This window comes from Microbacterium sp. CIAB417, from assembly GCF_022788845.1.
This window is the reverse complement of sequence record NZ_JAHZUT010000004.1, coordinates 405,497-431,967: the sequence shown is the minus strand read 5'-3', so window position 1 is coordinate 431,967 and position 26,471 is coordinate 405,497. Positions and strand designations below refer to the sequence as shown.

Genomic DNA, 26,471 nt, shown 5'->3' with positions numbered 1-26,471 from the left:
CCATGTCCGAGCTCAGAGTCGGCCTCATCGGAGCCGGCGGCATCTCGCGCGTGCATGCCGACGCGTGGCGCGCCCTCGGTGCCCGCGGGACCGTGACGTCCCTGGCCGGCGCGGAGGCGATCGCCGCAGAGTACGGCATGAGTGTCGCCCCCGACGTTCCGACGCTGCTCGCCGAGGTCGACGTCGTGGACATCGTCACCCCGAGCAGTACGCACGCCGCCTTCGCCCTGGCCGCGATCGAAGCCGGCGTCCACGTCGTGTGCGAGAAGCCGCTGGCGGCGACCGCGGCCGAAGCGCAGCGCATCGTCGAGGCCGCCGACGACGCCGGTGTGCGCCTGTTCCCCGCCCACGTGGTCCGATACTTCCCCGAGTACGCGCACATCAAGGCGCGGATCGACGCCGGCGAGATCGGCGAGGTGGCGACCCAGCGCTTCTTCCGAATGGGTTCGGCGCCCGCCGCACCCTGGTTCTTCCAGGAGAGCAGCGGGGGCGGCGTGATCCGCGATCTGATGATCCACGACATCGATCAGGCGCTGTGGTTCGCGGGCCCGGCCGTGAGCGTGTACGCGGTGCAGAACCCCCCGACGGTCGATGACGTCGTGCCGAGCCCCGTCACCGCCCAGGTCGTGCTGACCCACGCCGGTGGCGCGATCTCCCACCTGCAGGCGACCTGGGTCTCACCCGGGCTGCCGTTCCGGACCAGCGTCGAGGTCTCCGGCGATCTCGGACGGCTCGCCTACAGCAGCGCGGACGACTCCTCGCTGCGATTGGACGCCCTGCCGTCCGCCGCGACGGACTACATGCCGCCGATGTCGCCCGCGGACAGCCCCTATTTCCGTGAGATCGCCGACTTCATGACCGCCCTGGGCCAGGGGATCGACGCCCGCGTCACCGGAGCGGACGGCGTCGCGGCCGTGGCCATCGCCGAGGCCGCGTACGCGTCGATCGCGTCCGGTCATCCCATCGCTCTCCCGGAGGTCTCCCGATGACGCTCAAGATCGCGATCCTCTCCTTCGCGCACGGGCACGCCCTCAGCTACGTCGCCGCTCTGCAGCAGATGCCCGGCATCGACCTGCTCGCGGCCGATCCCGACGGCGCGTCGGCCCCGGATGCCGCACCGCGCGGCGCCGCGCTGGCGGATGAACTCGGAATCGCGTACGTCGACAGTTACGACGAGGTGTTCGCCTGGGGTCCGGATGCCGTGATCGTGACGGCCGAGAACTCCCGCCATCGGGACCTCGTGATCCGCGCCGCCGAGGCCGGTGCGCACGTGCTGTGCGAGAAGCCGCTCGCCACGACCGTCGAGGACGCGATGGCGATGCGCGCCGCGTGCGACGCGGCCGGCGTGATCCTCATGGTCGCGTATCCCGTGCGCTTCGCCCCCGAGTTCCGCGATGCGCTCGCCCAGGTGCGCAGCGGAGCGCTCGGGCGGGTCATCGGCGTCACCGGCATCAACAACGGCAAGCTCCCGGCGGATCGCGCCTGGTTCACCGACCCGGCGCTCGCCGGCGGCGGCGCACTGGTGGACCACGTGGTGCACTGCGCGGATCTGCTCGATGAGCTGCTCGGAGAGCGCGCCTCCTCGGTCAGGGCGGTCTCGAACGGCATCCTGTACGCCGACCGCGACCTGCCGGTCGAGACCGGCGGGATGGTGACCGTTCGGTATCCGAGCGGCGTCATCGCCACCATCGACTGCTCCTGGAGCTGGCCCGTCTCCTCCCCCACGTGGGGCGGCCTGACCCTCCAGATCGTCGCCGAGCGCGCCACGCTCACGGTCAGCCCGTTCGCCAAGGGCATCGCCGGTCATGACGCGGCGGGCGAGACGTGGGCGCCGACGGGTCCGGATCTCGACGGTCTGCTGCTCGCGGAGTTCGTCTCCGCACTGCGCGAAGGCCGCAGTCCCCAGCCGGACGCGGGCGTCGGCGTTCGGACGGTCGAGATCGTCAGGGCGGCGCAGGCGTCGGCCGCCGACGGCGGTTCCGTGGTGACCATCGGCTGACGGCCGCGCGAGAGCAGACGGACGATGACGACCACGAACCCTGCGGAGAGCTGGCGGGAGCGGGCTCTCGCCGTCATGCCCGTCGGCTCGAGCACGAACTCGAAGGCTCCGACGCTGCTGCCGGAGGAGCCGGAGGTCATCGTCCGCGGGCTCGGGTGCCGGGTCTGGGACGACCGCGGCCGGGAGTTCATCGACTTCCGCAACGCGCTCGGACCGGTCACTCTCGGCTACGCGGATGCCGCGGTGAACGCCGCGATCACGGAGCAGCTGGCCGACGGCGTGCTCTTCGGGCATCCGCATCCGCTGGAGACGATCGCCGCCGAGCTCTTCTGCGATCTCGTCCCCGGGGCGGAAGTCGCGCGCTTCCTGAAGACCGGCGGCGAGGCGCTGGCCGCCGTCATCCGGATCGCCCGTGCCCGCACGGGCCGTGATCGCGTCGTGCAGATCGGCTACAACGGATGGCTGAACAGCGTGGCCGCGGGCGCCCGCGTGCTGCCCGGAGCGCACGCCGACGCGGTCCCTGGTGTGCCGACGGCGGTCGCGGCGCTGCACCACCAGGTGGCGTGGGACGATCGGAACACCCTGTCTGCGCTGTTCCGGGAGCACGGATCCGACATCGCCGTCGTCCTCGTGGCGGCCGACTATCCCTCGCTCCCCGATGCGGCGGGTTTCTACGCGTACCTGCGCGAGATCACGACGCAGCACGGGGCGCTGCTGGCCTTCGACGAGATGGTGACCGGATTCCGCATCGCGGTCGGCGGCGTCGCCGAGCGCTTCGGCATCGCGCCGGATCTCGCCGTGTTCGGCAAGGGGATCGCCAACGGCATGCCTCTCGCCGTCTACTGCGGCCGCCGCGAGATGTTCGCGTCGCTCGACCGCGGCGAGGTCGTGATCAGCTCCACCTATGCCGGCGAGACGCTCTCGCTCGCCGCCGCGGTCGCCGTGATGACGGCGTACCGGGACGAGGACGTCGTCGGGAGGCTTCATCGCACGGGACGTCGCCTGCAGGCCGGCGTCAACGAGATCCTGTCGCGTCGCAGCATTCCCGCGCGCTTGACCGGACTCGAGGTGTGCCCGCAGTTCGTGGCGGAGGATGCGAGTGTCCTGCCGCGTCTGTTCCGCGCCGCGTTCGCCGCCGGGGTCTCGCTGTACTCGGTCGTATACGTGAACCGCGCCCACACGGATGCGGACATCGACGAAGCGCTGCGGAGACTGGACCACGCATGGGGAGCGCTCCCGTGAGCGGGATCGACCTTCACACGCATCTCAGCGACGGGCGCTTCGATCCGGCCGTCTTCGCGCAGGGCGAGCGTCTCGGTGTGACGAGATTCGTGTGCAGCAACATCGGCGCCTACGCCCATCACCCGAGTCCCGACGACGTGCGCGAGATGAACGCGATCATGATCGCGGAGATGGCTCGGCACCCCGGCCGCCTTCTCGGCTACTGCTACGTCAACCCTCGGGGAGGCACCCGCACCCTGAGCGATCTGCGCCACTGCGTCGAGGACGCCGGGATGGTGGGGATCAAGCTCTGGGTGTCGGCCTTCGCGGATGACCCGCTCGTCGACCCGTTCCTGGAGTATGCGGCAGAGCACCGGCTCATCGTGCTCACGCACGCGTGGCGGAAGACCACCGGTCAGCTGCCGTTCGAGAGCACCGCGGACCATGTCGCTCGCGTGGCCGCGCGGCATCCGGACGTCCGCTTCCTCATGGCGCATCTGGGCGGCCAGGTCGAGTCGGCGATCGATGCCGTCCAGCCGTTTCCGAACGTCGCCGTGGACACGTCCGGCACCATCATCGGGGCGGGCGACGTCGCCATCGCGGTCGAGCGTCTCGGCGCCGATCGTGTGGCCTTCGGATCCGACCTGCACCACTCCGGTCTCGCGGAGAACGTCGGCAAGGTGCTGGGCGCCGGTCTGGACGCGGCAGCCCTCGACCGCGTGCTCGGCGGCAACGCGCGACGGTGGCTGAGCGAGGTGACGCAATGATCGGCTCCGAAGCACTCAGGCTCCTCGACGGGTTCCGCGCCGAGCGCGCGATCGACACCACCTGCCACCTGGGCCAGTGGCCCTTCCGTCTGGAGGCATCCGCATCGGTCGGGGACCTGCGTGCGTACGCCGTCCGGCACGGACTGTCGGAGGTCTGGGTGTCGCATCTCGCGTCGCTGTTCGGCTTCGGCACCCGCGCCGGAAACGAGCAGGCCCTGAGGTCGTGCGCGGACGATCCCTTCCGCGTCTTCGTCGTCCTCGACCCCACCGCGACCACGTGGGAGCGGGAGCTCCGGTGGGCCGTCGCCTCCGGTGCCGCAGGCGTCCGGATCGCGCCCGGGTTCCACCGGTACCGCTCGCCGGCGGCGACGGAGGTCGCGATCGCGTGCGCCGAGCTGGATCTGCCGCTGCAGGTGCTGGTGCGGCTCGACGACGGCAGGGTTCGGCATCCGCTTCTCGCCGTCGAGGATCCGCGCCCCGAGGAGCTCGCCGAACTGCTCCGCGCGGCGACGGACACCCGCATGCTGGTCAGCGGGCTGCGCATCGAGGAGTGGGAGCAGACGCGTCGCCATCTCGACGACATCGACCTCCCGCGCGTGCACCTCGACCTGTGGCACGTCAACGGACCGCTGAACATCGTCGACGTGCTGGCGAAGGAGGAGGATCGCTGGGTGTTCGGCAGCGGCTATCCGGTGCAGACCCCGGAGGCGACGATGCTCCAGCTCGCCGCCTCCGCGCTGGAGACATCGGAGCTCGCCGCCCTCACGAGCGGCAACGCCCGGCGCCTGATCTCCCGCTGAGATCGCCGCTCACCGCTGCGGATGGATGATCGCCTTCATCGACTTCGGTTCCGTCTTCGCCAGCATCAGGGCGTCGGCGGTCGCGGCCAGCGGGAAGTGATGCGTCACGATGGCCGCAGCATCCACCCGTCCGTCGGCGACGAGCGCCATCGCGGTCGGCCACGTGTGCGCGTAGCGGTTCACGAGGCTGATCGACAGTTCCCGCACGTTGAGCTTGGACAGCGGCAGCTCGACCGACTGCTTGGGCATCCCGACCATGGCCGCGCGCCCGCCGTTCATCAGGCGCCACAGCCCGTCCGCGAGCGCGTCGGGTGCTCCCGAGCATTCCAGCAGTACGTCGAACTCCGCCTCGTGCGACGTCTCGCCGCTCACCTTCTCGACCTCGAACCCCAGGGATGCCGCGAGATCCAGGCGGTAGTCGGACACATCGGCCACGACGACGCGCGAGGCGCCGAAGGCGCGGGCGACCTGCGCGGCGAGCACGCCGACCGGCCCCGCTCCGGTGACGAGGACGCTGTCCCCTGCTTGGAATCCCGCACGCCGGCACGCCCAGATCCCGACCGACAGCGGCTCGAGCATCGCCCCCTCGTCGAAGGACATGGTGTCCGGCATCCGGAAAAGGTTCCGCTCGTCCATCGCCAGCCGCTGCGTGAGCGCGCCGTCGTGGGGCGGGGTCGCGAGGAAGACGAGGTCGGGACACAGGTGATACCGGCCGGCGAGACAGTCGGCGCAGTCGCGGCAGGGCGTTCCGGGCTCGATCGCCACCCGGTCGCCGACGGCCACCCGCGTCACCTCGGCTCCGACGGCGACGACCTGGCCGGATGCCTCGTGCCCCAGAACGATCGGTCCGTCCACGACCCAGTCGCCGATGTAGCCGACCGTGTAGTACGCGGCATCGGAACCGCAGACGCCGACCGACTCGATCTGCACGAGCGCCTCCCGAGGCGCGAGCGTCGGCTCCGGGCGGTCCACGAGCTCGATGCGTCCGAGTTCGGGCATCACGGCGGTGTGATTCGTCATGCGATCAGCTTAGGTGCGGGCATGCCGGCGGGCTGTGACGCGTTGCACCTGTTCAGCGAAGAAAGGACTCCCCCATGCGCATCGACCTCTCAGGCAGGACCGCCCTCGTCACAGGCTCGACCCAGGGAATCGGTCGGGCGATCGCGGCGACTCTCGCGGATGCCGGCGCACGCGTCGCCGTCAACGGCCGCAGCGCGGCGACGGTGGCATCCGTGATCGCCGAACTCCAGGCCGAGAACCCGGACCGCTCGCTGGTCGCCGCGCCCGGTGATGTGACCACGACGGAGGGCGCGGATGCCGTGCTCGCCGCGACCGGCCCCGTCGACGTGCTCGTCAACAACCTCGGCATCTTCGGCTCGGAGAACGCGCTCGAGATCCCGGACGACGAGTGGCGACGGTACTTCGAGGTGAACGTCCTCGCCGCCGTGCGCCTGATCCGCGCGACCCTCCCGGGTATGAAGGAGAGGGGCTGGGGCCGCGTCCTCAACATCGCCAGTGACTCGGCCGTCGTGATCCCGGCCGAGATGATCCACTACGGCATGTCGAAGACCGCGCTCCTCGCCGTCTCGCGCGGGTTCGCGAAGGATGCCGCCGGCACCGGCGTCACGGTCAACTCCGTGCTGGCCGGGCCCACGCACACCGGTGGTGTCGAGGCCTTCGTCTACGAGCTCGTGGATCCGGCGCTGCCGTGGGACGAGGCTCAGCGCGAGTTCATGCGGGTTCACCGCCCGCAGTCTCTGCTGCAGCGGCTGATCGAACCCGAGGAGATCGCGAACATGGTCGCCTACCTCTCCTCGCCGCTCGCCTCCGCCACGACAGGAGCCGCCGTGCGGGTCGACGGCGGCTATGTGGATTCGATCGTCCCGTAGCGGAGCGGCCGCCAAGACGCTTCGCGCACCGGCCTGCCCTGAGCGGCCGACGCGGGCAGATGTGCGCGGTAGGGTGGCGACATGCACGTCGAGCGCCACGGAGACCCGTCGCGCCCGCGCATTCTGCTGCTGCACGGCGGGGGCGTCGCCGGCTGGATGTGGACGCCCGTGCGAGAGCACCTCGATCCTCGAACGCGGCTGCTGATCCCCGACCTCCCGGGCCACGATCGGAGCGCACACGAGCCATACACCTCGCACGAGCGCACCGTGGGCGACCTCATCTCGATCCTCGAGACCGAGAAGGCCGGCCCGACCACGGTCGCCGGGTTCTCCCTCGGCGCACAGCTGGCGGTGCTCCTCGCGGCGGAACGCCCCGACCTGGTCGACCGCGTGGTCGTGATCAGCGCCCAAGCGGAACCCACCCCCGCACCCCGTCTCGTGCTCGCCCTGCTACGGTCTGCATCGGGGCTGGCGCGCTTCCGATGGTTCGCACGCCTGCAGGCGAAGGAGTTGTTCGTCCCTCCCGCGTTGCTCGACGACTATCAGCGGACCTCGTCGGCGATGACGACGCCGAACCTGGTCGCCGCAGTGGGCGAGAACATCCGCTTCACCATCCCCGACGGCTGGAGGGCCTTCCCCGGGCAGGCGCTGATCCTCGCCGGATCTCGCGAGAAGGCTCTCATGAGGAGGTCTGCAGAGGCGCTTCACCGCTCGTCGCCCGGGAGCACGCTGGAGTTCGTCCGGGATGCCGGACACGGCATCCCGCTGCAGCAGCCGGAGCTGCTGGCACGATGGCTCGAGCACTGAGGATCACCGCAGCGACACCGGCCCCATGACCTCTCGTCGCCGGTCGCGCACCCACACGACCCCCTCCTCCCGCCGCTGGGCGCGAGAGGCGAACCGGTAGCGATACGACACCGCGCGCACCCACCGCGGGCGCTCCCCGTCGAACGGGTCGTCGGCGAGCAGGCGCAGCGTCGGGGCATCCGCCTCCAGCAGCCGCACGAGGAAGGCGGTGAACCAGTCGTCCAGCGAGCGCCCGAGCGGCAGGAACCACATCAGCCAGTCCAGCCGCAGGTGATACGGGGCGAACTGCCGCGGTACGCGACGCACCGCTCCCGGCTTGCCCTTGAACGCGTACTCCGCCCACTCCGCAGCATCCGGATCCGCGTCGCGCGTCCCCTCGACCACGATCTCGATGCGCTCCTTCGTGACTGTCCCGAACGCCCCGTACGCGTTCGCCAGCTGCCATCGGTTGAAGCTCGCGTTCATCAGCTGCCGGCGGGCGAACAGGTTGCGCAGCGCGGGCCAGCTCGGCACGAGGTACAGCACCCCGACAGCCGAGGTGATCACGACCCAGTACGGCGGGATCTGCTCGACGGGGCCGGAACCCGGAATCCCGAACGCCGAGAAGGCGAGCACGATCGTCGCCCAGTTCAGCCACGCGAAGTTGCCGGTCAGGACCAGCCACAGCTGGGTCGCGATCACGATGACGGCCGCCACCGCGCCGACGAGGATCGGCACCGGTCCCGGGACGAACAACGACAGGATCGGGGCGAACAGGAAGAACGGCACGACGAGCTGCGCGAAGTGATTGCCGAGCACCTCGCCCTGGTGGAACCACCGGGGCAGCAGGTGAGCCTGGCGGCTGAGCGGGCCCGGCATGGGCTGGGTCTCGTGATGGAACGTCAGGGCGGTCAGGTCCCGCCACTCGCGGCCGCCACGGATCTTGATCATGCCCGCGCCGAACTCGAGCCGGAACACCAGCCACCAGAACAGCACGATGACCACGGTCGGCACGGGCTCGTGCACAGATCCGAGGAACGCCGCGAGGAACCCCGCCTCGAGCAGGAGCATCTCCCATCCGAATGAGTAGAACGTCTGGCCGATGCTCGTGATCGACATGTACCCCAGCCACAGGGCGAGGAACAGGATCATCGGCACCCAGCTCGGGCCCTGCTGCGGGATGCCGAGGACGAGGGATGCCGAGACGACGATGCCCGCCCAGCACAGCGCCGCGAGGCGCCGATCCGTGTAGCGGAGGCGGAGGAAGAGCGTGGGGTGCAGCATCCGGCGCCGGCTCTTCGACGCCGCCACCCACTCCAGCAACTGTGGAGCGGGGAGCAGGCCGTTCTCTCCCAGCAGCGGACGGAACTGGTTCAGCGTGGAGACGAAGGCGACGAGATACAACGCCGCGATGCCCCGTTGCAGGACCTCGCGCGCGAAGAGGAAGTCGACAGCCGCGAAACCGTCCATGCCGCCAGGCTACGCCTCTCGCACCCGCCGGGTCGGGCGATAGGCTTCCCCGGGACGCCTGCGGACGGCTCCGGTCGTCGGGACATCGAAGGGATGCTCATGGACAACACCGGGTTCGACGAGCTGTTCGGCGGCGCGCCGCTGATGGCGATCCTCCGCGGCATGGGCCCGGAGAGAAGCCTCGCGGTGTCGACGACGGCGTGGGACCTCGGCATCGACGTGGTCGAGCTGCCGATTCAGACCGACGAGGACATCGAGGCGCTGCGCGTGGTCGCCGCCGCGGCGAAGGAACGCGGCAAGCTCGTCGGCGCCGGCACGGTCGTGTCCGCCGAGCATGTCGCCCAGGCGGCGTCCGCGGGCGCTTCGTTCACCGTCAGCCCTGGCTTCGATCTCGAGGTCGTCCGCGCATCGCATGACGCCGGGCTGCTCAGCATGCCCGGCGTCGCAACGGCCAGCGAGGTGCAGCTCGCCATGAAGGCGGGGCTCACCTGGCTGAAGGCCTTCCCTGCCTCGGTGCTCGGGGCATCCTGGCTGAGCGCCATGCGCGGCCCCTTTCCCCAGGCGCGTTTCGTCGCCACCGGCGGCATGAGCGCTGCCAACGCCGGCGAGTATCTGCACTCGGGCGCTCGAGTCGTGGCCGTCGGTTCCGCGCTGGAGGATCCTGCTCAGCTGCCGATGCTGGCTGAACTCCTCGGCCGATGAGAATGGGGCGCCGCCGCGGGCGCTGCGACGCCCCAGACCCTTCAGATGTGGATCACTCAGTCACGACCCAGTCGAGCTGGTCGCCGTTCTCCTCGAGCCATGCGTCGACCGCCTCGGGCTCCTGACCCGAACCGAACTCGTTCACGACCAGGTTCTCGAGCGAGCCGTACTGCGCGTCGTCGAGGGTGATCCGCCCGATCAGCTCCGCGGCCTCCGGGAACTCCTCGGAGAAGCCCTTGTGGCCGACGAAATGCAGCCCCTCGGGATCGCCGTACCCGTCCTCGGTGTCCTCCAACTCCTTGATGTCGAAGACGTCGTTCACCCAGTAGGGCTTCCACAGCGTGACGACGATGTCCTCCTGGTTCCGGATCGCGTCCTCCAGCACCGTCAGCATGGCCGGCGTGGACGACGTGACCAGTTCGTACTCGTCGTCGAGGCCGTAGGAGGGCAGCAGGGACTCCTGGGCGTACGTCGCCGCCCCCGAACCCGGCTCGATCGTGTAGATCTTGCCATCGAAGCGATCTGCCTGTCCGCGCAGATCGGCGATCGAATCCAGTTCGACGTAGGAGGGGACCGCGAGCATGCCACTCGCCTGGTCGTAGTACGTGCCGAGATCCTCGAGATCGGACTCGTATCTCTCCCAGTACCCGGCCTGTGCGACGTCGATCCACGCCGACGGATAGATGTCGATGTCCCCTTCGGACAGCCCCGTGTACAGAGGCCCGGCCTCGGTGAGCGTGGTGAGCTCCACGGTGTAGCCCTGCTTCTCCAGCTGGTCCTTCAGCAGGAAGCTCATACTGAGCGAATCCGTCCAGGCCGGCAGGTAGCCGACGGTGATCGTGCCCTTCTCGTCGGTCTGCGGTGCTGTCCCGGGGTCACCTCCGGATGAGCACGCGGTCAGCGCCAGGGCGCCCCCCGCGCCCAGGGCCAGGATGCCGAGGATGGGACGTGTGCGTCCGGTCATTTTCGTTTCCTTGTCCATGAGATCGGGATGCTGCGGGGAAGTCACTCGGTCACGGCCCAGTCGAGCTGGTCGCCGTTCTCCTCGAGCCATGCGTCGACCGCCTCGGGCTCCTGACCGGAACCGAACTCGTTCACGACCAGGTTCTCGAGCGAGCCGTACTGCGCGTCGTCGAGGGTGATTTGCCCGATCAGCTCCGCGGCCTCCGGGAACTCCTCGGAGAAGCCCTTGTGGCCGAGGAAATGCAGACCCTCCGGGTCGCCCATCCCGTTCAGCGGGTCATCGAGTTCCTTCAGGCCATAGGCGTCGATCGCCCAGAACGGCTTCCAGAGCGTGACGACGACATCCTCCTGCGACTGGACGGCATCGTCCACCACCGTCAGCATGGCCGCGAGCGACGAGGAGGTCAGGCTGTACTCGTCGCCGAGCTGGTGCGCGGGGAAGAGCTTCTCCGCCGCCATCGTCGCCGTTCCCGACCCGGGTTCGATCGTATAGATCCTGCCGTCGAATCGGTCCGCCTGCCCTTTGAGGTCCTCGACCGAGTCGATGTCGTCCACGTAGTCGGGAACCGCGAGGAACCCCTGTGCACCCTCGTAGTAAGTGCCGAGATCTTCCAGATCGTCGCCGTACTTCTCCATGAACGCCTTCTGCGAGATCTCCGGCCAGGCCGACGGATAGATGTCGACGTCCCCCTGGGCGAGCGCGGTGTAGAGCATGCCGGGCTCCGTGAGCGTCTCCAGCTCCACGTCGTAGCCGAGCTTGGTGAGCTGGTCCTCCAGCAGGTACGCGTTGTTGACGGCATCCGTCCACGACGGCAGGAAGCCGATCGTGATGGTGCCCTTGTCCGAATCTCCCGATGCCCCGGCCGAGTCGTTCGTGCAACCGGTCAGCGCCAGAGTGGCGCCCATCCCGAGAACGAGGATGCCGGCGGTGATGTGCGTGCGCTTCGTCATGTTCCGTATGTGTCTTCCGTGTCGTATGTCGTTCCTGCGGGCGCGATGAGAAAAGGGGCGCCGCAGCAGACGCTGCGACGCCCCCTTTCCTCAGGCGTGGATCACTCGGTGACGACCCAGTCGAACTGGTCGCCGTTCTCCTCGAGCCAGGCGTCGACCGCCTCGGCTTCCTCGCCCTCGCCGTACTCGTTCACGACGAGGTTCTCGAGCGCACCGTACTGCGCGTCGTCGAGCTTGATCTGCTCGACGAGCTCCGCGGCCTCCGGGAACTCCTCGGCGAAGCCCTTGTGACCGATGAAGTTCAGGGTCTCGGGGGTGCCCATGGCGCCTTCCGGATCCTCGAGCGTCTTGACGTCGTAAGAGCTGTTCGCCCAGAACGGCTTCCACAGCGTGACGACGACGTCCTCCTTGTTGTCGATCGCCTCGCCCAGCACCGTCAGCATGGCGGCCGTCGACGACGTCTGAAGGGTGTACTCCCCCTCGAGGCCGTAGGTCGGGATCATGGACTCCTGCGTCTGCTTGGTCAGCCCCGCACCCGGCTCGATGCCGATGATCTTGCCGTCGAACATGTCGGCGTTGCCCTTGAGCTCCGCGATCGAGTCGATCTCGGTGTAGCTCGGGACCGCGATCGTCAGGACGGCGTTGTCGTAGTAGGCGCCCAGGTCCTCGAGATCGTCGCCGTACTGCTCCATGTAGGAGGCATGCGTGACCTCGGGCCAGGCCGACGGGTACATGTCGACGTCGCCCTGGGCGAGGCCGGTGTACAGCGGGCCCGCCTCGGTGAGCTCTTCGAGCTCGACCGTGTAACCGAGCTTCTCGAACTGGTCCTGGAGCAGGTACGCCATGCTCAGACCGTCGGTCCACGCGGGCAGGAACCCGAGAGTGATGGTGCCCTTGTCTCCGTCGGCGGAGCCTTCGCCGCCGTCTCCGCCGGCCCCCGTCGCGCAGCCCGCGAGGGCGAGGGATGCGGTGACTCCAAGTGCTGTGATGGCTGTGATGTGCCGGGTGTTCTTCATGGTGCTTCCTTTCGTATGCTGTGATGCGTTCCGTATGGGTTCAGGTGAGTAGTGCGTCAGGCCAGGGCGGACGCCGCGGCAGACGATGCCTGGTTGCGCTGCGCCCTGCTGCGGGCGAGCACGCTCAGCAACGACGAGCCGTACTCGTTCGGCGTGCCGAGCGCGGCCGTGACCCGGTCGAGGTAGACGGCCACCAGCACGACGCCGAGTCCGGCCTCCACGCCCTTGGCCGTGTCGACGGTCGAGATCGCCAGGACGACCTCCTTGCCGAGTCCGTCGGCGCCCGCCATGCCGGCGATGACGACCATCGACAGCGAGAGCATGATGATCTGGTTGACGCCGGCCATGATCGACGGCATCGCGAGCGGCAGCTGGATGCCCCGCAGGATCTGTCCCGGCTTCGCGCCGAACGCCTGACCGGCCTCCACGGTCTCGGAGTCGACCCCGCGGATGCCGAGCTCGGTGAGCCGGACGCCAGGGGGCAGCGCGAAGATGACGGTCGCGACCAGGCCCGGAACGACGCCGATGCTGAAGAACACGATCGCCGGGATCAGGTAGACCATCGCCGGCATCGTCTGCATGAAGTCCAGGACGGGCTTGAGGATGAGACGGACGGTGTCGTTGCGCGCCGACCAGATGCCCAGCGGGACGGCGATGGCGATCGCCACGAGCGCCGAGACGAGGACCAGCGCGAGCGTCTGCATGGCCAGCTCCCACAGCCCCATCGAGACGATCAGCAGGAACGAGATGACCGTTCCGACCGCCATCTGCCAGGACCGCACGAGCCACGCGATGAGCGCGAAGATCGCGATCATGATCGGGAACGGCGTGCCGACCAGGATGTCCGTGAGGCCGTCCACGAGGAAGCGGACGACGAACGAGATGACGTCGAGCAGACCCGCGAGGTTGTCCTTGATCCAGTCGACGACGGCCGAGACCCACTCGCCGAGCGGGATGCGGAAGTTCTCCATCACAGCACCTCCTTCTCGGTCGCGGATGCCACCGGCGCGGCGGCATCCGCGGCGAAGCCCTCCTGGAGCACCGCGTCGATCTCGGCCTGCGGAACCGGCAGGTGCGGCAGGGTGATCTCCTCGGTCGCACCGGGGCCGGGGCCGAGGGCGGCGAGCAGCGTGACGCGCGGGATGACGCCGACGAGGCGCCCTGCGGCGTCCGTCACTGCCAGCGGCAGCGGAGACTCCACAGCGGGGACGAACAGGTTCATGAGGATCTCGTCCTCGGACACGCTCTGCGGGACCGGCTTCACGATGGAGGCCAGCTGCGAGTCCCCCTTGCGGATCATCTTGACCGCGTCGCGGTCGGTGACGATGCCGATGAGCTTGCGATCGCGACCCGTGACGTATGCGGCCGACATGTAGGCGTCGCGCATCTGGCGCAGTGCGGTGCGCGGGCCGGCGGACTCGGCGACGACGGGACGCGGCCGCTCCATGACGTTCGCCGCGGTCAGCACGCGAGCGCGGTCGACGTCCTGCACGAACTGCTCGACGTAGTCGTTCGCAGGATCGGTGAGGATGTCTTCCGGCGTGCCGATCTGGACGATGCGGCCGTCGCGCATGACCGCGATCCGGTCGCCCAGGAACATGGCCTCGTTGAGATCGTGCGTGATGAAGACGATGGTCTTCTGCAGCTTCTGCTGGAGCTCGAGCAGCTGCTCCTGCATCTCGCGGCGGATCAGCGGGTCGAGCGCGCTGAACGCCTCGTCCATGAGCAGGATGTCGGTGTCCGCGGCGAGCGCTCGGGCGATGCCGACGCGCTGCTGCATCCCGCCGGACAGCTCGGAGGGCAGCTTGTCGCCCCAGCCGGCCAGCCCGACCATGGCCAGCACCTCTTCGGCCTTGGCCAGGCGCTCGGCCTTGGGCACGCCCTTCAGCTCGAGCGGATAGGCGACGTTCGCGGCGACGGTGCGATGCGGCAGCAGCGCGAAGTGCTGGAACACCATCGAGACGTTGTCGCGACGGATCTCGCGCAGGCGGGCAGCAGGCACATCGGTGATCTGGTCGCCGCCCACGATGACGGTGCCGTCGGTCGCGTCATGCAGACCGTTCAGCATGCGGATGATGGTGGACTTGCCGGAACCCGACAGTCCCATGATGACGAAGATCTCGCCTCGGTTGACGGTGAAGCTCGCGTCGATGACGGCGGCCGTCCCGGCGTCGAGGACGTCGGTGCGGGATTCGCCGGCCTTCAGGCGGCGGACGGCTTGGTTCGGGTTCCGTCCGAACACCTTGAAGAGATGGCGCGCAACAAGTGCGGTTTCGGTCACGTTTCCCCCGCGGCTCACCGTTCCAGGGTCGCGGTGAGGCCGCTTCGGTTACGCCCGGGTGATGTTCACAAGGCCGTTTCGACGACGCTGCACTGGCGGCACGGACGGCGGATTTCGGATCCCCCGCAAAAGAACATCGACCGTACGCCCACGCCTCTTCGGTAGCACAGCGATTCGAAAGAAGGACGCGGCCGCGGACTGGTCTTCGAGCCACAAGGCCCGCATTCCACCGTAACGAAATGGCCGGTCAGGGCCAAATCCCGGCGTGTCGGACCCCCGTGGAATGGGCGTCTGATCGGGGGATTAGACGATACATCCGCGTATCGGGAATCAGCGTCGGACGCTGCGGGTCACCGTGAACTTCGGGGTGCGGCGGACCTGCCGGGACGGCCCGATCAGGCGGGTCAGTTCCCCCCTGTACCCCAGGCTCGAGTTGTACACGGTCCACAGCTCGCCGCCGGGGCGGAGGATGCGCGCCGCAGCTTCGAACAGGCGCGACGCGGCTGCGGTGTGGACGCTCGTCCCGAGGTGGAACGGCGGGTTCAGCAGGACGACATCCGCAGTGGCATCCGGGATCTCCGACGCGGCGTCGTCGTGCACGACAGCGACTCGGTCGCCGAGTCCGTTCGCGTTCATCGTCTTCCGGGCGGATGCCGCGGCCGCCGCCGAGCGATCGGTCGCGATGACGCGGTCGTCGGGATGGGCGAGGGCCCAGGCCGCTGCGAGGGCGCCGGTTCCGCACCCCAGATCGACGACGGTCCGGTTCCTGGTCCCGCTCGTCTCTTGCGGACTGCGCTCGGCCAGGACGTCGAGCAGCACTCGGGTTCCGATGTCGATGCGCGCCCCGGCGAAGGCCCCTCCGTGCGCGACGAGGGCCAGCCCGAAGTCGGGATGCTCGTGGCGGACCGGGTACGGGGGATGTTCCGGCACGGGACGCGGATGCGCGGCGACGATGAGCCGCGACTTCCGCTGGGCACGCTGCGGCTGCACCTGCGCGAAGGAGCCCGCGAGCACCTCGTTCTGCGCGAGAGTCATGTGCTTGACGCGGCCGCCGGCGACGAGCACGACATCGTCCGCTGCCCACCTCGCCACGGCATCCGCGATCTCCTCGAGCTCGGCCAGCGCTTTGGGCAGCTGCAGCAGAACGAGCCGTACTCCCGTCAGCAGCGCGTCATCCAGTTCGTGCGGCACGAAGCCCGCGAGCCCGAGGGCGAGGGCGTTGCGCGCGAGTGCGCGCCGTCCGGTCGCCAGGTCCTGATGGACGCGGACACCGTCGAAGCCGGCATCCAGCAGAGCCAGCGTGATCGCCCCGTAGCCGTCGCCGATCACGGCGAGCTGAGAACCGGTCAGTCCGCGCTCCGCGGCGAGCTCGATCCCGCGCTCGACGAGCAGCGGATCGGTGGCGTCGTGCGCCTGCAGGTTCGGCGCCTCCACGTCGGGAGACCGGCTCAGCCGGTCGTACGGGAACTCGGGCACGAACCCACCCTAGGCGTCCAGGTCGTCGAGCAGTTCGACGGCCGCCCGCGCGTAGTCCCCGATCCAGCGATCGAAGATGCGCTTGATCGGCAACGGGGCGAGCGTCAAGTGACGCTCGCGCCCGACCTTCCGACCGATCACGAGTTCGGCCCGCTCGAGCACCCGCAGATGCTGCAGCACCGTGGTGCGGTCGAGCTCGGCGAACTGCGCGCACAGTTGACCGGTCGTGCACGGGGAGAGCCGCAGTGCATCGAGCATTCGACGCCGGATCGGCGCGGCCAGAGCCTTGAAGACGAGATCGTCGTCGCCTCTGGCCTCATCCGAATTCATGTTGTAATCTTACAACATGTCTGACACCGAAAACCTCACCGAACTGTCCTTCACGGTATCGGGGCGCATCTCCAAGCCGATCGCCGAGACCTATGAGGCGGTCGCCGATCCGGCGCAACTGTCGCGCTACTTCACGACCGGAGGCGCTCGCGGGCGCCTGGAGGCCGGAGGCGAGGTCTCGTGGGACTTCGCCGACTTCCCCGGACGCTTCCCCGTCACGGTGGTCGAAGCCGTGGCGCCGGAGCGCATCGTCATCGAATGGGAGGGCGAGAACACCACCGCCGAGTCCGGTACGACGACGACCACCTTCGAGTTCGCATCGATCGACGACGGCACCCGGACGCTCGTGACGATCACGGAACGCTCCTGGCGCCCGACCGCGGACGGCGCGAAGGCGGCGTTCGGCAACTGCGAGGGCTGGACGGGCATGCTCGCGGCACTCAAGGCCTGGGTGGAGTACGGCATCGATCTGCGCGAGGGCTTCTACCGCTGAGCCTTGACGGCGACTGAACAAATGTTTAGTCTGCTGTACATGCGTTCAGCATCCGAGGATCTCACCGCCCGAGCGCGCATCCGCGACACCGCGATCGCTGCCTTCGCCCGCGACGGGTTCGACGCGACGAGCCTGCGCGCCATCGCGCGCGAAGCCGGGGTCAGTCCCGCCCTGATCGTGCACCACTTCGGCGATCGCACGGCTCTGCGCGAAGCGTGCGACGACTACGTGGTCGCAGCGTTCATGGACGAGAAGCACGACCTCATCTCGGCCCCCACGCAGGATCGCATCCGCGCCGCACTGAACGATCTCGAGCAGTACGGCGCCTACATCGACTACCTCGGGCACATGCTCCGCGACGGCTCGGCCGCGTCGGACAGACTGTTCGACAGCATCCTCGCCGCCACCCGGTCCGTGCTGGACGAGCAGCGTGCGGCAGGCCTGCTCGAACCCACCAGCGACCCCGAGATGACCACGCTCCTGCTGACCCTCATCGGCCTGGGCCCCGTCATCATGCGCGGCCAGATCGCGCGCGTCCTCGGTGAGGATCAGCTGAGCGCCGAAGGACTCCGGCGCACCACGGTCCCGACGCTCGAACTGCTGACGCACGGCATCTACGCCACGGACGCCTTCCTCGAGGGCGCGCGCAGCGCGCTCGCGGCGGAGAAAGCGGATGCCGAGGCATCCGAGAACGCGGAGGAGCGGCCATGACCGACATCATCGAGACCCGCGGGCTGCACAAGCGCTACGGCCACCGCATCGCACTGCACTCGCTCGATCTGCGTGTGCGCCCCGGCACCGTGTTCGGGCTGATCGGGCCGAACGGTGCCGGTAAGACGACGACCCTGCGCACGCTCGTCGACATCATCCGCCCCTCGTCGGGCTCCGTGCGGGTGCTCGGCGAGGACCCTCGTCATGCGGGAACCGCGCTGCGCCGGCGGATCGGCTACGTACCCGGCGAGCTGCGCCTGGACGGGCGTGTGACGGGGCGCCGTCTCCTCGGGTTCTACGGAGAGGTGTCCGGGTCGCGCGCGGACAACGCGGCTACCAGGCAGCGCGGACACGAGATCGCGGAGCGGCTCGGTGTCGATCTCGACCGGCCGGTGCGATCGCTGTCCAAGGGGAACAAGCAGAAGCTCGGGCTCATCCAGGCCTTCATGCACGAGCCCGAGCTCCTGATCCTCGACGAGCCGACGAGCGGACTCGACCCGCTCGTGCAGCGCGAGTTCCTGCAGATGGTCCGCGAGGCGAGGGATGCCGGCCAGACCGTGCTGCTCAGCTCGCACGTCCTGAGCGAGATCCAGCAGACGGCCGACGAGGTCGCCGTCCTCGCGAACGGACGGGTGGTGGCGGACGGGGACGTCGCGTCGCTGCGACTCGGCTCGATCCGCCGCGTCCGCGCCGGACTCGGCGGGGTGGATGCCGCGGCCATCCGTGCCGTCTTCGAGCGGATCCCCGGGATCGAAGCGCTCGAGGTCTCCCCCGACGACGGCGGCGTGCGGCTGTCCGCCACGATCGAGGGAGCGATCGATCCGTTCGTGAAGGAGCTCGCGCGCCATCCGGTGCACGGCCTCACCGTGGAGGAACCCGACCTCGAGGAGTCGGTGCTGCGACTGTACGGTTCGGATGCGGTCGCCATAGATCCCGCCGCGGCGACGGCATCGATGGAGCGCCCGCCGGCCGAGCCGGCGACGCGACGAGCGCGGCGCGCCATGAGGGGAGGACGCGATGCGTGACAGCTTCCTTCCGGTCTTCCGGCGCAGCGTCCGGGAGTCGTGGCGCGGCGTCCTCGGCTGGACGATCGGCCTGGCCGCCGTCCTGTTCCTCTACCTGCCGCTGTACCCGAGCCTGGGCGGCGACGGGCAGCTGGAAGAGATCATCTCGGCCCTTCCGAAGGAGCTCGTCGAGACGCTGGGGTACGACCAGATCTCCAGCGGAGCGGGGTATGCCCAGAGCACGTTCTTCGGACTCATGGGGTTCCTGCTGCTGACGATCGCCGCCGTCATCTGGGGCTCCGCCGCGATCGCCGGGTCCGAGGAGAACGGCCGTCTCGAACTGGATCTCGCGCACGGCATCGGACGTGGGCAGTACGCCCTGGAGTCGGCCCTCTCGGTGCTGGTGCGGCTCGCCTGGCTCGGCGGTTTCTCAGGCCTCGTCATCTGGGGGCTCAACAGCACGGCCGAACTGGAGCTCGAAGCACCGCACCTCGTGGGCGCCGTCGCCGCGCTGACCGGGCTCGCGTTCCTCACCGGATCCGCCGCCCTGTTCGCCGGCGCCGCCGCCGGCCGGCGCGCGTGGGCGACCGGGGCGGGAGCAGGCATCGCCGTCCTGGGGTACATCCTGCAGGCCCTCGCCAAGCAGTCGGATGATCTGGAGTGGCTGAACGCGCTGTCCCCCTACGCCTGGGTCTACCACCAGCCGCCCCTCGCCGACGGCGTGCACGCGGGCGGCCTGGCGCTGACGTGGGGCCTCGCTCTCGCGCTGTGCGCGGCATCCGCGGTGGCGCTGCGCCTCCGCGACCTCCGGGGCTGACGGCCGACGAAGCGGGTCCGGCGCCATGAGGCGCTGGACCCGCTTCCTCGATGCCGGGGTTGACACGCCTTGGGTTGTATGGTTACTTAGTCGAGTAACTAACCGACCAACCGCGGAGGCATCGTGATCGAAGAAGGCAAAGCGCTCTTCCTCCAGATCGCCGAGCAGATCGAGGACTCGATCGTCGACGGATCGCTGGAGGAGGAGACCAAGGCGCCCTCCACCAACGAGCTCGCCGCCTTCTTCCGGATCAATCCCGCCACCGCAGCCAAGGGAGTCGCCATGCTCACCGACAAGGGCGTGCTGTACAAGCGGCGCGGCATCGGCATGTTCGTCACCGCCGGCGCCCGCGACCACCTCCTCGGCGAGCGCCGCGCCGCCTTCGCCGACCGCTACATCGACCCGCTCCTCGCCGAGGCCCGCACGCTCGGGCTCGGCGCGGAGGACCTCACCGCCCTGCTGCGCGAACGCGCGGCAGCATCCGCCACCGCAGAAGGGAACACCCGCGCATGACCGCCGTCATCGAGGTGCAGAACCTCACCAAGCGCTACAAGGACAAGCGCGCGCTCGACAACGTGTCGCTCGCGATCGAAGGCGGCGCCATCTACGGCCTCCTCGGCCGCAACGGCGCCGGCAAGACCACGCTGATGTCCATCCTCACCGCGCAGAACTTCGAGTCCTCCGGGACCGTACGCGTGTTCGGCGAGCACCCGTACGAGAACGCGCACGTGCTCAGCCGGATCTGCTTCGTCCGGGAGAGCCAGAAGTACCCCGACGACGCGTATCCCAAGCACGCCTTCACGGCGGCGAGCCTGTTCTTCCCGAACTGGGACCAGGAGTTCGCCGACGCGCTCATCGCGGAGTTCCAGCTGCCGATGAAGCAGACCATCAAGAAGCTCTCCCGCGGCCAGCTCTCCGCGGTCGGCGTCATCATCGGACTCGCCTCGCGCGCCGAGATCACGTTCTTCGACGAGCCGTATCTCGGGCTCGACGCGGTGGCCCGGCAGATCTTCTACGACCGCCTCGTCGAGGACTACTCCGCACATCCGCGGACGATCATCCTGTCCTCGCACCTCATCGACGAGGTCTCCAACCTCATCGAGAAGGTGATCGTCATCGACAACGGGCAGATCCTGCTGAACGAGGACACGGACGCCGTACGCGACCGTGCGGTCACCGTGATCGGCAACGCCGCCGAGGTGGACGCCTGGGCCGCCGGGCGCGACATCCTGCACCGCGAGGCGCTGGGACGCGTCGCGTCGGTCACGGCGCTCGGGGCACTGTCCGACGACGAGCGCGCCGAGCTCACGGCATCCGGACTCGATCTCGCACCGGTCTCCCTGCAGCAGCTCGTCGTCCGACTCACCCAGAAAGCCGCCGCGGCGGAGGAGGTCCACTGATGCGACGCACACTCAACGTCATCCGGCTCCAGCTGATCAACAAGGGCACCTTCATCTGGTACCCCCTGATGATCCTGGGCGCCGCGGTGCTCATCTCGGTGCTCATCTACGCGATGATCCCCGTCGACGAGCCCAAGTACGGCGGGGGCGGGCAGGCCCCGCTGTGGTACTTCTTCGCGATCGGGATGTCGGCGATGACCCTCACCTTCCCGTTCTCGCAGGCGATGAGCATCACGCGCCGGGAGTTCTTCCTCGGGACGCTGCTCACCGCGATCCTCGGCAGCGCCCTGATGGGCATCCTGTTCCTGATCGGCGGCGGCATCGAGATGCTGACGAACGGGTACGGCGTCAACGGCTATGTCTTCTACCTGCCCTGGCTGTGGGAGGCGGGCCCGCTCGGAGCGTTCGTCGTCTACTTCACGCTCGCGCTGTTCTTCTTCGTGATCGGTTTCACCGGGGCGACGATCTACAAGAGCTGGGGTCAGATGGTGCTGCTCATCGCCAGCTTCGCGATCGCGCTCGTGCTGGTGGGGCTGGTCTTCCTCGTCACCCGTCTCGAGCTGTGGGGGCAGGTCTGGGAGGGCATCCTGACCCTCGGCGCCGTGGGCCTGGCCCTCTGGGGTCTGGTCGCCGTCGCGGTGCTCTCGGTGGTGTCGTTCTTCGCGTTCCGCCGGACGATCCCGTAGGTCGTCACGATCCGCAAGTCGTCGAGACCCCGTCCTGTTTACGAGACCTCTCGTTGTTCACGCGAACAGCGAGAGGTCTCGTCGGCAAGACGGGGTCAGTTGCGATTTCCGGCAGAAGGACGGATGCCGCGGCATCCGTCCGTCAGATCGCGTCGTCCGCGGCGACGACGTCGATCTGCCACATGCGCGAGTCCGGATCGGAGCGGTCGTGCGATCGCTCCGCCTCACGGATGAGGCGCGAGAGCGCATCGCGGAGGGCCCCGAACTCGGCCTCGGTCAGGTGCAGGTTGCTGACCATGAGCGTTGCGTGCGTTCCAGGATCGGGATCACCCGCGGTCGCGACGGAGTGAGCGACGACGCGCCGCACGAGCTCGGTGTGATCCTCGGCGATCGCCGCGATCACGGTGTTGCCGAGTTCGATCTCCTCGGCGTCGGCACCCGCTCCGATGCTCAGCGAGTCCCGGATCGGGGTCCAGACGCGGTCCCGGCCGTCGCGCGCCTGCTCGGGCGCCTCGACGATGATGCCGGCATCCGCGAGCACCCGCAGGTGGAAGCTGATCTTGTTGGCGGGCTCGCCGAGGTCCTCGGCGATGTCGGCGGCGCGGACGAACTCGCGCCGCGCGAGCACCCTCATGATCCGGCGGCGCAGCGGATTGGCGAACGCCTTGAGCATCGCCGTGGTCATCGTCCGGTCCGGACGCACCTCCGGATCCTCCGCCTTCTGCGCCATGCACCGATCATACTCACACCAAAACTTGCGCAATAGTACTTGCGCAACTCTTCTTGCGGATCTACTCTGAACGCATGACCACCACGACGACGCCCGCGAGCCTCTGGAGCAACACCCGCTATGTGCTGTGGCTCGTGAGCGACACGAGCAAGGGTCTCGCGACTGCGCTCGTCGGCTTCGCGATCCCCCTCATCACGCTGGCCGTGACGAACGACCCTGCGCAGGCAGGGATCGTGGGCGGTGTCGGCATGGTCGTCCGCCTGATCACCACGCTCTACGGCGGAGTGCTCGCCGACCGCCACGGTCGGATCGCGCTCATGCTCGTCGGCGCCGGAGTCGCGACGATCCTCGCGGCGGGCTTCACCCTGCTTTCCGTCGGCGACGCGCTCACGTTCGGGACGATCCTCGTCATCGAGGTGCTGCTCATGATCCGCGCGGGGCTGTTCGAACCGGCGAGCGAGAGCGCACTGAAGGAGATCGTCCCGGACGAGACGATGGGCCGCGCCCAGGCCGCCAACCAGGGCAGGGACGCCGCGCTTCAGCTGGCCAGCGGACCGCTCGGCGGCCTTCTGCTCGGCGTCGGCGCCTGGCTCGTCGGCGTCGTCATGACTCTCGGCTATGTCCTCGCCGGCGCCACGGCCTGGATGCTGCGGCGTTCGGCCCGGCGTGCCGGCATCCGGGATCGTCCGTCGGATGCCGCGGCGGACCGCGACGCGCTGCTCGAGGGCGCCGCCGTGCCAGGCGCGACGCTCCCCCACGGCGGAGTGGACGCCGTGGAGGCCGCCGCCGTGCTCGAGGGCTCGGTCCCGGATGGCGTGTCCGCGGCCGGGCGCGTCGTCTCGGAACAGGCAGAACCGGCGACGGCCGTACCCGGTACTGCCGCGGCGAGCGCGTCCACCGCTCCCCCGAAGGCGAACGCCTGGAACGAGATCCGCACGGGATTCGCCTGGCTGTTCTCCCGCCCTGATCTCAGCGGCGTGCTGCTGATCATCACGATCGTGAACCTCGGCTTCAACGCCGCGATCACGACGGTGATCTACGGACTGCAGCAGGCCGGGTACTCCGAGCTCACGATCGGCACGCTGTCGGCGATCCTGGGCGCGGTCATGCTCGCGGGCGCGCTCGTGGCCCCGATGCTCGTGCCCCGCGTCAAGGCGGGCACGCTGACGATCGTCGGACTCGCCGCCGTCACGATCGGCGCCGCCGTGGTCTCGATCGTGGAGAACCCGTGGTGGATGGCAGCGGTGCTGGGGGCGTCGGTGTTCCTGCTCCCGGCGCTGAACGCGTCGATGATGGGCTACTTCATGGTCGCGACTCCCACCGAGCTGCTGGGCAGGGCGAACAGCGCCGCGGGGGTCCTGGGCATGGGAGCGATGCCCCTCGCCCCGCTCATCGCCGGTTTCGGGCTCACCCTCGTGGGCCGGACGAACACGATCCTGTTCGCGGCGGCGCTGTGCGCGGTCTCGGTCGTGCTGGCCGTCACCAACAGGTGGCTGCGCGCCCTCCCTGCCGAGTCCGGCTGGGCGGCGCACGCCAAGCAGTTCGAGATCCGCTGAGCTCGGCATCCGGCGCAGCCCGGTCGGCTCAGGGCTGTCGCCGCATCCCGATCGCAGCGATGACCGCCCCGAGGAGCAGGACGACGGCCACCCCTGCCACGGTGCGGAACTGCGCCGCACCGGCCGCGTGCACGACGTCCAGCAGCGAGACGGATGCCGCGGCCGCATCGACACCGGCGGCGAGTCCTTCCCCTGCCCGCTCGGCGACGACCGAATCCACATCGCCGGGAAGTGTCGCAACCAGCGATGCGCGGTACGCGAGCGTGCCGATCGCACCGGCCGCCGCGATCCCGAAGGCCGATCCGAGTTCGCCGGCGACCTCCTGCACGGATGCGGCCGATCCGGTCTTCGCGATCGGCGCGCTGGAGATGATCAGATCGCTGACCAGAGGGTTGACCACGCCCTGTCCGAGCCCGGTGACCGCCATGGCCGCGACGATCCAGACGGCGGGCGCCTCGGGCCCGAGAATCGCGAACAGCACCGACATGCCCGCGACCGCTGTCACGAGTCCCGCGACGACGGCGGTGCGAGCACTCCAGATCCGCGCGAGCGTCGGAGCCAGAAGCGCACCCGCGATGTTGACCGCGACATAGGGCAGGGTCCATATCCCGGCTTCCAGAGCACTGAGGCCGATGACCCACTGCAGATGCTGCGCGAACAGGAAGAAGGTCCCGACGACGGCCAGCAGCGTCAGGACCAGCGTGATGAGCGCCGAGGCGACGCGCCGCTCGGTCACGATACTGATGTCCAGCAGCGGATCGCTCAGCCTCCGCTGCCGGCGGACGAACAGCGCGATCAGCACGACCCCCGCCGCCGCGATCGCGGCGTTGACGGCGACGGATCCCGGCGAGTGCGACGCGGCGGTCGCGAGCTCCTGCAGCCCGGAGACGACCGCGAGGATGCCGGCGGACGACAGCAGGATGCTGAGCAGGTCGATCGATCCGCGGTTGCGCTCCTCGCGTTCGGGCAGGCCGGCGCGCCCCAGGACGACCAGGACCAGCACCGCCGGCACGTTGACGAGGAAGACCGCGCCCCATTCGAACCACTCCAGCAGCACGCCGCCGACGAGCGGTCCGATCAGCCCGCCGACGCTGAAGGCGCTCATCATCACGGCGATCGCGGTGCGCCGCTGGCCGTCATCGGCGAACATCACCCTCAGCAGGGAGAACAGCGACGGCATGAGGGTCGCGCCGGCGACGCCCATCAGCGCGCGAGCGCCGATGAGGAACTCGGCGCTGGGTGCGAAGGCGGCCGCGGCGGACAGCGCGCCGAACGCCGTCGCACCGATGAGCAGCAGACGCCGGGGCCCGAATCGGTCGCCGAGTCTTCCCATCGTCACGAGGAAGCCCGCGACGAGGAACCCGTACGCGTGCACGATCCACAGCGACTGCGAGGCAGTCGGGTTCAGGTCGCTGCTGATCGCGGGCAGCGCGAAGAACAGCACGGTCAGATCGATGGACAGCAGCAGCATCGGAACGACCAGCAGCGCGAGCCCGAACCACTCGCGGCGGGTCGCCCGGGTGACGGCGGGCACGGTGGTGTTCATAGGGCTTCTCCTGTCAGCATCCGTTTGATTACGTACTGTAACGTAACGCTTCGTTCGGCGGTAGAGTGACTCCGTGTCCCAGGCAGAGGAAAGCCCATCGCGGGCGACGGCCGGCCGGCCCCGCGACCGCCAGATCGACGACGCGCTGCTGGATGCCGCGTTCGCCCTCCTGAACGAGCACGGGTACGCCGCCCTGTCGCTCGACGCCGTCGCGCGCCGCGCCGCCACCTCTCGGCCGGCGCTCTACCGGCGCTGGCCGAATCGGGCCGCGCTCGCGCTGGACGCGATCGCGCGAAGACTGGAGACGCCCGCCGTGCCGGACACGGGTTGCACCCTGTGCGACATCGCCGAGGGGTTCGGCGTCTTCCTGTCCGCGCTGCGCAGCATCCGACCCGATGCCCTCGGCGGGCTGTACGGAGAGTGCTACCCGGATGCCGAGCTGAAGGAGCGGTACGCCGCCACCATCGTGCAGCCCGCGCGCCGCGCGGTCGCCCTCATGCTCGATCGGGCCGTCGATCGCGGCGATCTGCGAGCGGACGTCGACCGGGAACTGCTGCTCGACATCCTCGGCTCGCTCGTCCAGTACCGGGCGATGTTCGGTCGCGCCCATCTCACCGACGCCGAAGCGGAGTCGGCGATCGAGATGCTGCTGCGCGGCGCCGCGGTGGACTACGACGCGCTCCTCGCGCACAGCCTCGCGGAGCCGCGGCCGCATGTCGACGATTCCGGAGCCCACGTCGTGCACCTGCACGAAGGATGACCCCGCCTGCCACAACCCCTAGTCACCGCTGAGTGCACGGGATGCCGTCGAGTGCACGGCCTGGCGAGGTCTACGGGCCGTACTTTCGACGCGACGTCGTGCTGTCGGCGGAGACGC

The 26,471-nt window shown here is 69.2% G+C and carries 28 protein-coding genes; 17 read left to right on the top strand and 11 right to left on the bottom strand.

The features are described from left to right. The first annotated feature begins 2 nt into the window (after positions 1-2). From KYX17_RS19525 to KYX17_RS19505, 5 genes are read left to right on the top strand one after another with little or no spacing between them, the layout of a single operon-like run. Positions 3-989, top strand: coding sequence for a Gfo/Idh/MocA family protein (locus KYX17_RS19525; protein ID WP_243228724.1), 987 nt, complete (start codon positions 3-5; stop codon positions 987-989). Continuing rightward, positions 986-1,999 (top strand): Gfo/Idh/MocA family protein, encoded by a 1,014-nt coding sequence (locus tag KYX17_RS19520; protein WP_243228723.1) that lies wholly within the window; start codon positions 986-988, stop codon positions 1,997-1,999. The genes KYX17_RS19525 and KYX17_RS19520 overlap by 4 nt, the downstream gene beginning before the upstream one ends. A gap of 24 nt (positions 2,000-2,023) precedes the next feature. Then, entirely contained in the window at positions 2,024-3,241 is a 1,218-nt protein-coding gene (locus KYX17_RS19515) for an aspartate aminotransferase family protein (RefSeq protein ID WP_243228722.1), read from the top strand. Next, positions 3,238-3,987, top strand: coding sequence for an amidohydrolase family protein (locus KYX17_RS19510; RefSeq protein WP_243228721.1), 750 nt, complete (start codon positions 3,238-3,240; stop codon positions 3,985-3,987). The genes KYX17_RS19515 and KYX17_RS19510 overlap by 4 nt, the downstream gene beginning before the upstream one ends. Further along, positions 3,984-4,787: an amidohydrolase family protein gene (locus tag KYX17_RS19505; RefSeq protein WP_243228720.1), complete on the top strand. Its 804-nt coding sequence runs from the start codon at positions 3,984-3,986 to the stop codon at positions 4,785-4,787. Before KYX17_RS19510 ends, KYX17_RS19505 begins: the two co-directional genes overlap by 4 nt. Positions 4,788-4,796: 9 nt before the next feature. On the opposite strand, the gene KYX17_RS19500 is transcribed toward KYX17_RS19505, so the two are convergent. Then, positions 4,797-5,807 carry an NAD(P)-dependent alcohol dehydrogenase gene (locus KYX17_RS19500; protein ID WP_243228719.1) on the bottom strand — a complete coding sequence of 337 codons (1,011 nt, stop codon included), beginning with the start codon at positions 5,805-5,807 and terminating at the stop codon, positions 4,797-4,799. A gap of 74 nt (positions 5,808-5,881) precedes the next feature. Between KYX17_RS19500 and KYX17_RS19495 the strand changes: the two genes are divergently transcribed. Together KYX17_RS19495 and KYX17_RS19490 are read left to right on the top strand one after the other, a co-directional pair. Continuing rightward, positions 5,882-6,676: an SDR family NAD(P)-dependent oxidoreductase gene (locus tag KYX17_RS19495; protein WP_243228718.1), complete on the top strand. Its 795-nt coding sequence runs from the start codon at positions 5,882-5,884 to the stop codon at positions 6,674-6,676. 81 nt (positions 6,677-6,757) lie between these two features. Then, entirely contained in the window at positions 6,758-7,483 is a 726-nt protein-coding gene (locus KYX17_RS19490; protein WP_243228717.1) for an alpha/beta fold hydrolase, read from the top strand. A 3-nt stretch (positions 7,484-7,486) separates the two neighbouring features. Here the strand turns inward: KYX17_RS19490 and KYX17_RS19485 are convergent, their stop codons facing one another. After that, positions 7,487-8,932 (bottom strand): lipase maturation factor family protein, encoded by a 1,446-nt coding sequence (locus tag KYX17_RS19485; protein ID WP_243228716.1) that lies wholly within the window; start codon positions 8,930-8,932, stop codon positions 7,487-7,489. A gap of 99 nt (positions 8,933-9,031) precedes the next feature. Between KYX17_RS19485 and KYX17_RS19480 the strand changes: the two genes are divergently transcribed. Then, entirely contained in the window at positions 9,032-9,634 is a 603-nt protein-coding gene (locus KYX17_RS19480) for a bifunctional 4-hydroxy-2-oxoglutarate aldolase/2-dehydro-3-deoxy-phosphogluconate aldolase (protein ID WP_243228715.1), read from the top strand. Positions 9,635-9,686: 52 nt separating this feature from the next. On the opposite strand, the gene KYX17_RS19475 is transcribed toward KYX17_RS19480, so the two are convergent. The 7 genes from KYX17_RS19475 to KYX17_RS19445 all read right to left on the bottom strand — a co-directional run bounded on the left by KYX17_RS19475 (position 9,687) and on the right by KYX17_RS19445 (position 16,651). Next, complete coding sequence (locus tag KYX17_RS19475) at positions 9,687-10,598, bottom strand: glycine betaine ABC transporter substrate-binding protein (RefSeq protein WP_243228714.1); 912 nt, start codon at positions 10,596-10,598, stop codon at positions 9,687-9,689. Positions 10,599-10,639: 41 nt separating this feature from the next. Further along, complete coding sequence (locus KYX17_RS19470; protein ID WP_243228713.1) at positions 10,640-11,548, bottom strand: glycine betaine ABC transporter substrate-binding protein; 909 nt, start codon at positions 11,546-11,548, stop codon at positions 10,640-10,642. 101 nt (positions 11,549-11,649) lie between these two features. Then, entirely contained in the window at positions 11,650-12,564 is a 915-nt protein-coding gene (locus tag KYX17_RS19465) for a glycine betaine ABC transporter substrate-binding protein (protein WP_243228712.1), read from the bottom strand. 56 nt (positions 12,565-12,620) lie between these two features. Then, positions 12,621-13,535, bottom strand: a complete 915-nt coding sequence (locus KYX17_RS19460; RefSeq protein WP_243228710.1) for a proline/glycine betaine ABC transporter permease — start codon at positions 13,533-13,535, stop codon at positions 12,621-12,623. Next, positions 13,535-14,845, bottom strand: a complete 1,311-nt coding sequence (locus tag KYX17_RS19455) for a glycine betaine/L-proline ABC transporter ATP-binding protein (RefSeq protein WP_243228708.1) — start codon at positions 14,843-14,845, stop codon at positions 13,535-13,537. The genes KYX17_RS19460 and KYX17_RS19455 overlap by 1 nt, the downstream gene beginning before the upstream one ends. A gap of 330 nt (positions 14,846-15,175) precedes the next feature. Then, positions 15,176-16,321 carry a class I SAM-dependent methyltransferase gene (locus KYX17_RS19450; RefSeq protein ID WP_243228706.1) on the bottom strand — a complete coding sequence of 382 codons (1,146 nt, stop codon included), beginning with the start codon at positions 16,319-16,321 and terminating at the stop codon, positions 15,176-15,178. A 9-nt stretch (positions 16,322-16,330) separates the two neighbouring features. Then, positions 16,331-16,651 (bottom strand): helix-turn-helix transcriptional regulator, encoded by a 321-nt coding sequence (locus tag KYX17_RS19445; protein WP_243228704.1) that lies wholly within the window; start codon positions 16,649-16,651, stop codon positions 16,331-16,333. Positions 16,652-16,667: 16 nt separating this feature from the next. Between KYX17_RS19445 and KYX17_RS19440 the strand changes: the two genes are divergently transcribed. From KYX17_RS19440 to KYX17_RS19410, 7 genes are all read left to right on the top strand, one after another. Next, complete coding sequence (locus tag KYX17_RS19440; RefSeq protein WP_243228702.1) at positions 16,668-17,144, top strand: SRPBCC domain-containing protein; 477 nt, start codon at positions 16,668-16,670, stop codon at positions 17,142-17,144. Between the two features lie 39 nt (positions 17,145-17,183). Beyond that, on the top strand, positions 17,184-17,855 hold the full coding sequence (locus KYX17_RS19435) for a TetR/AcrR family transcriptional regulator (protein WP_243228700.1): 672 nt from the start codon (positions 17,184-17,186) through the stop codon (positions 17,853-17,855). Next, positions 17,852-18,880 (top strand): ABC transporter ATP-binding protein, encoded by a 1,029-nt coding sequence (locus KYX17_RS19430; protein ID WP_243228698.1) that lies wholly within the window; start codon positions 17,852-17,854, stop codon positions 18,878-18,880. Before KYX17_RS19435 ends, KYX17_RS19430 begins: the two co-directional genes overlap by 4 nt. Next, entirely contained in the window at positions 18,873-19,676 is an 804-nt protein-coding gene (locus tag KYX17_RS19425; protein WP_243228696.1) for an ABC transporter permease subunit, read from the top strand. Before KYX17_RS19430 ends, KYX17_RS19425 begins: the two co-directional genes overlap by 8 nt. 123 nt (positions 19,677-19,799) lie before the next feature. Then, a complete protein-coding gene (locus KYX17_RS19420) occupies positions 19,800-20,189 on the top strand; it encodes a GntR family transcriptional regulator (RefSeq protein WP_243228694.1) in 390 nt (129 codons plus the stop codon). Further along, complete coding sequence (locus KYX17_RS19415; protein WP_243228692.1) at positions 20,186-21,076, top strand: ABC transporter ATP-binding protein; 891 nt, start codon at positions 20,186-20,188, stop codon at positions 21,074-21,076. Before KYX17_RS19420 ends, KYX17_RS19415 begins: the two co-directional genes overlap by 4 nt. Beyond that, on the top strand, positions 21,076-21,762 hold the full coding sequence (locus KYX17_RS19410) for a hypothetical protein (protein ID WP_243228690.1): 687 nt from the start codon (positions 21,076-21,078) through the stop codon (positions 21,760-21,762). Before KYX17_RS19415 ends, KYX17_RS19410 begins: the two co-directional genes overlap by 1 nt. A gap of 142 nt (positions 21,763-21,904) precedes the next feature. On the opposite strand, the gene KYX17_RS19405 is transcribed toward KYX17_RS19410, so the two are convergent. Then, positions 21,905-22,492, bottom strand: a complete 588-nt coding sequence (locus KYX17_RS19405; RefSeq protein WP_243228688.1) for a transcriptional regulator — start codon at positions 22,490-22,492, stop codon at positions 21,905-21,907. Between the two features lie 74 nt (positions 22,493-22,566). Between KYX17_RS19405 and KYX17_RS19400 the strand changes: the two genes are divergently transcribed. Then, a complete protein-coding gene (locus KYX17_RS19400) occupies positions 22,567-24,048 on the top strand; it encodes an MFS transporter (RefSeq protein ID WP_243228687.1) in 1,482 nt (493 codons plus the stop codon). A 28-nt stretch (positions 24,049-24,076) separates the two neighbouring features. Here KYX17_RS19400 and KYX17_RS19395 read toward each other — a convergent pair whose 3' ends face one another. Further along, positions 24,077-25,594 carry an MFS transporter gene (locus tag KYX17_RS19395; RefSeq protein ID WP_243228685.1) on the bottom strand — a complete coding sequence of 506 codons (1,518 nt, stop codon included), beginning with the start codon at positions 25,592-25,594 and terminating at the stop codon, positions 24,077-24,079. A 73-nt stretch (positions 25,595-25,667) separates the two neighbouring features. On the opposite strand from KYX17_RS19395, the gene KYX17_RS19390 reads away from it, so the two are divergent. Continuing rightward, on the top strand, positions 25,668-26,354 hold the full coding sequence (locus KYX17_RS19390) for a TetR/AcrR family transcriptional regulator (protein WP_243228683.1): 687 nt from the start codon (positions 25,668-25,670) through the stop codon (positions 26,352-26,354). Positions 26,355-26,471: the final 117 nt, after the last annotated feature.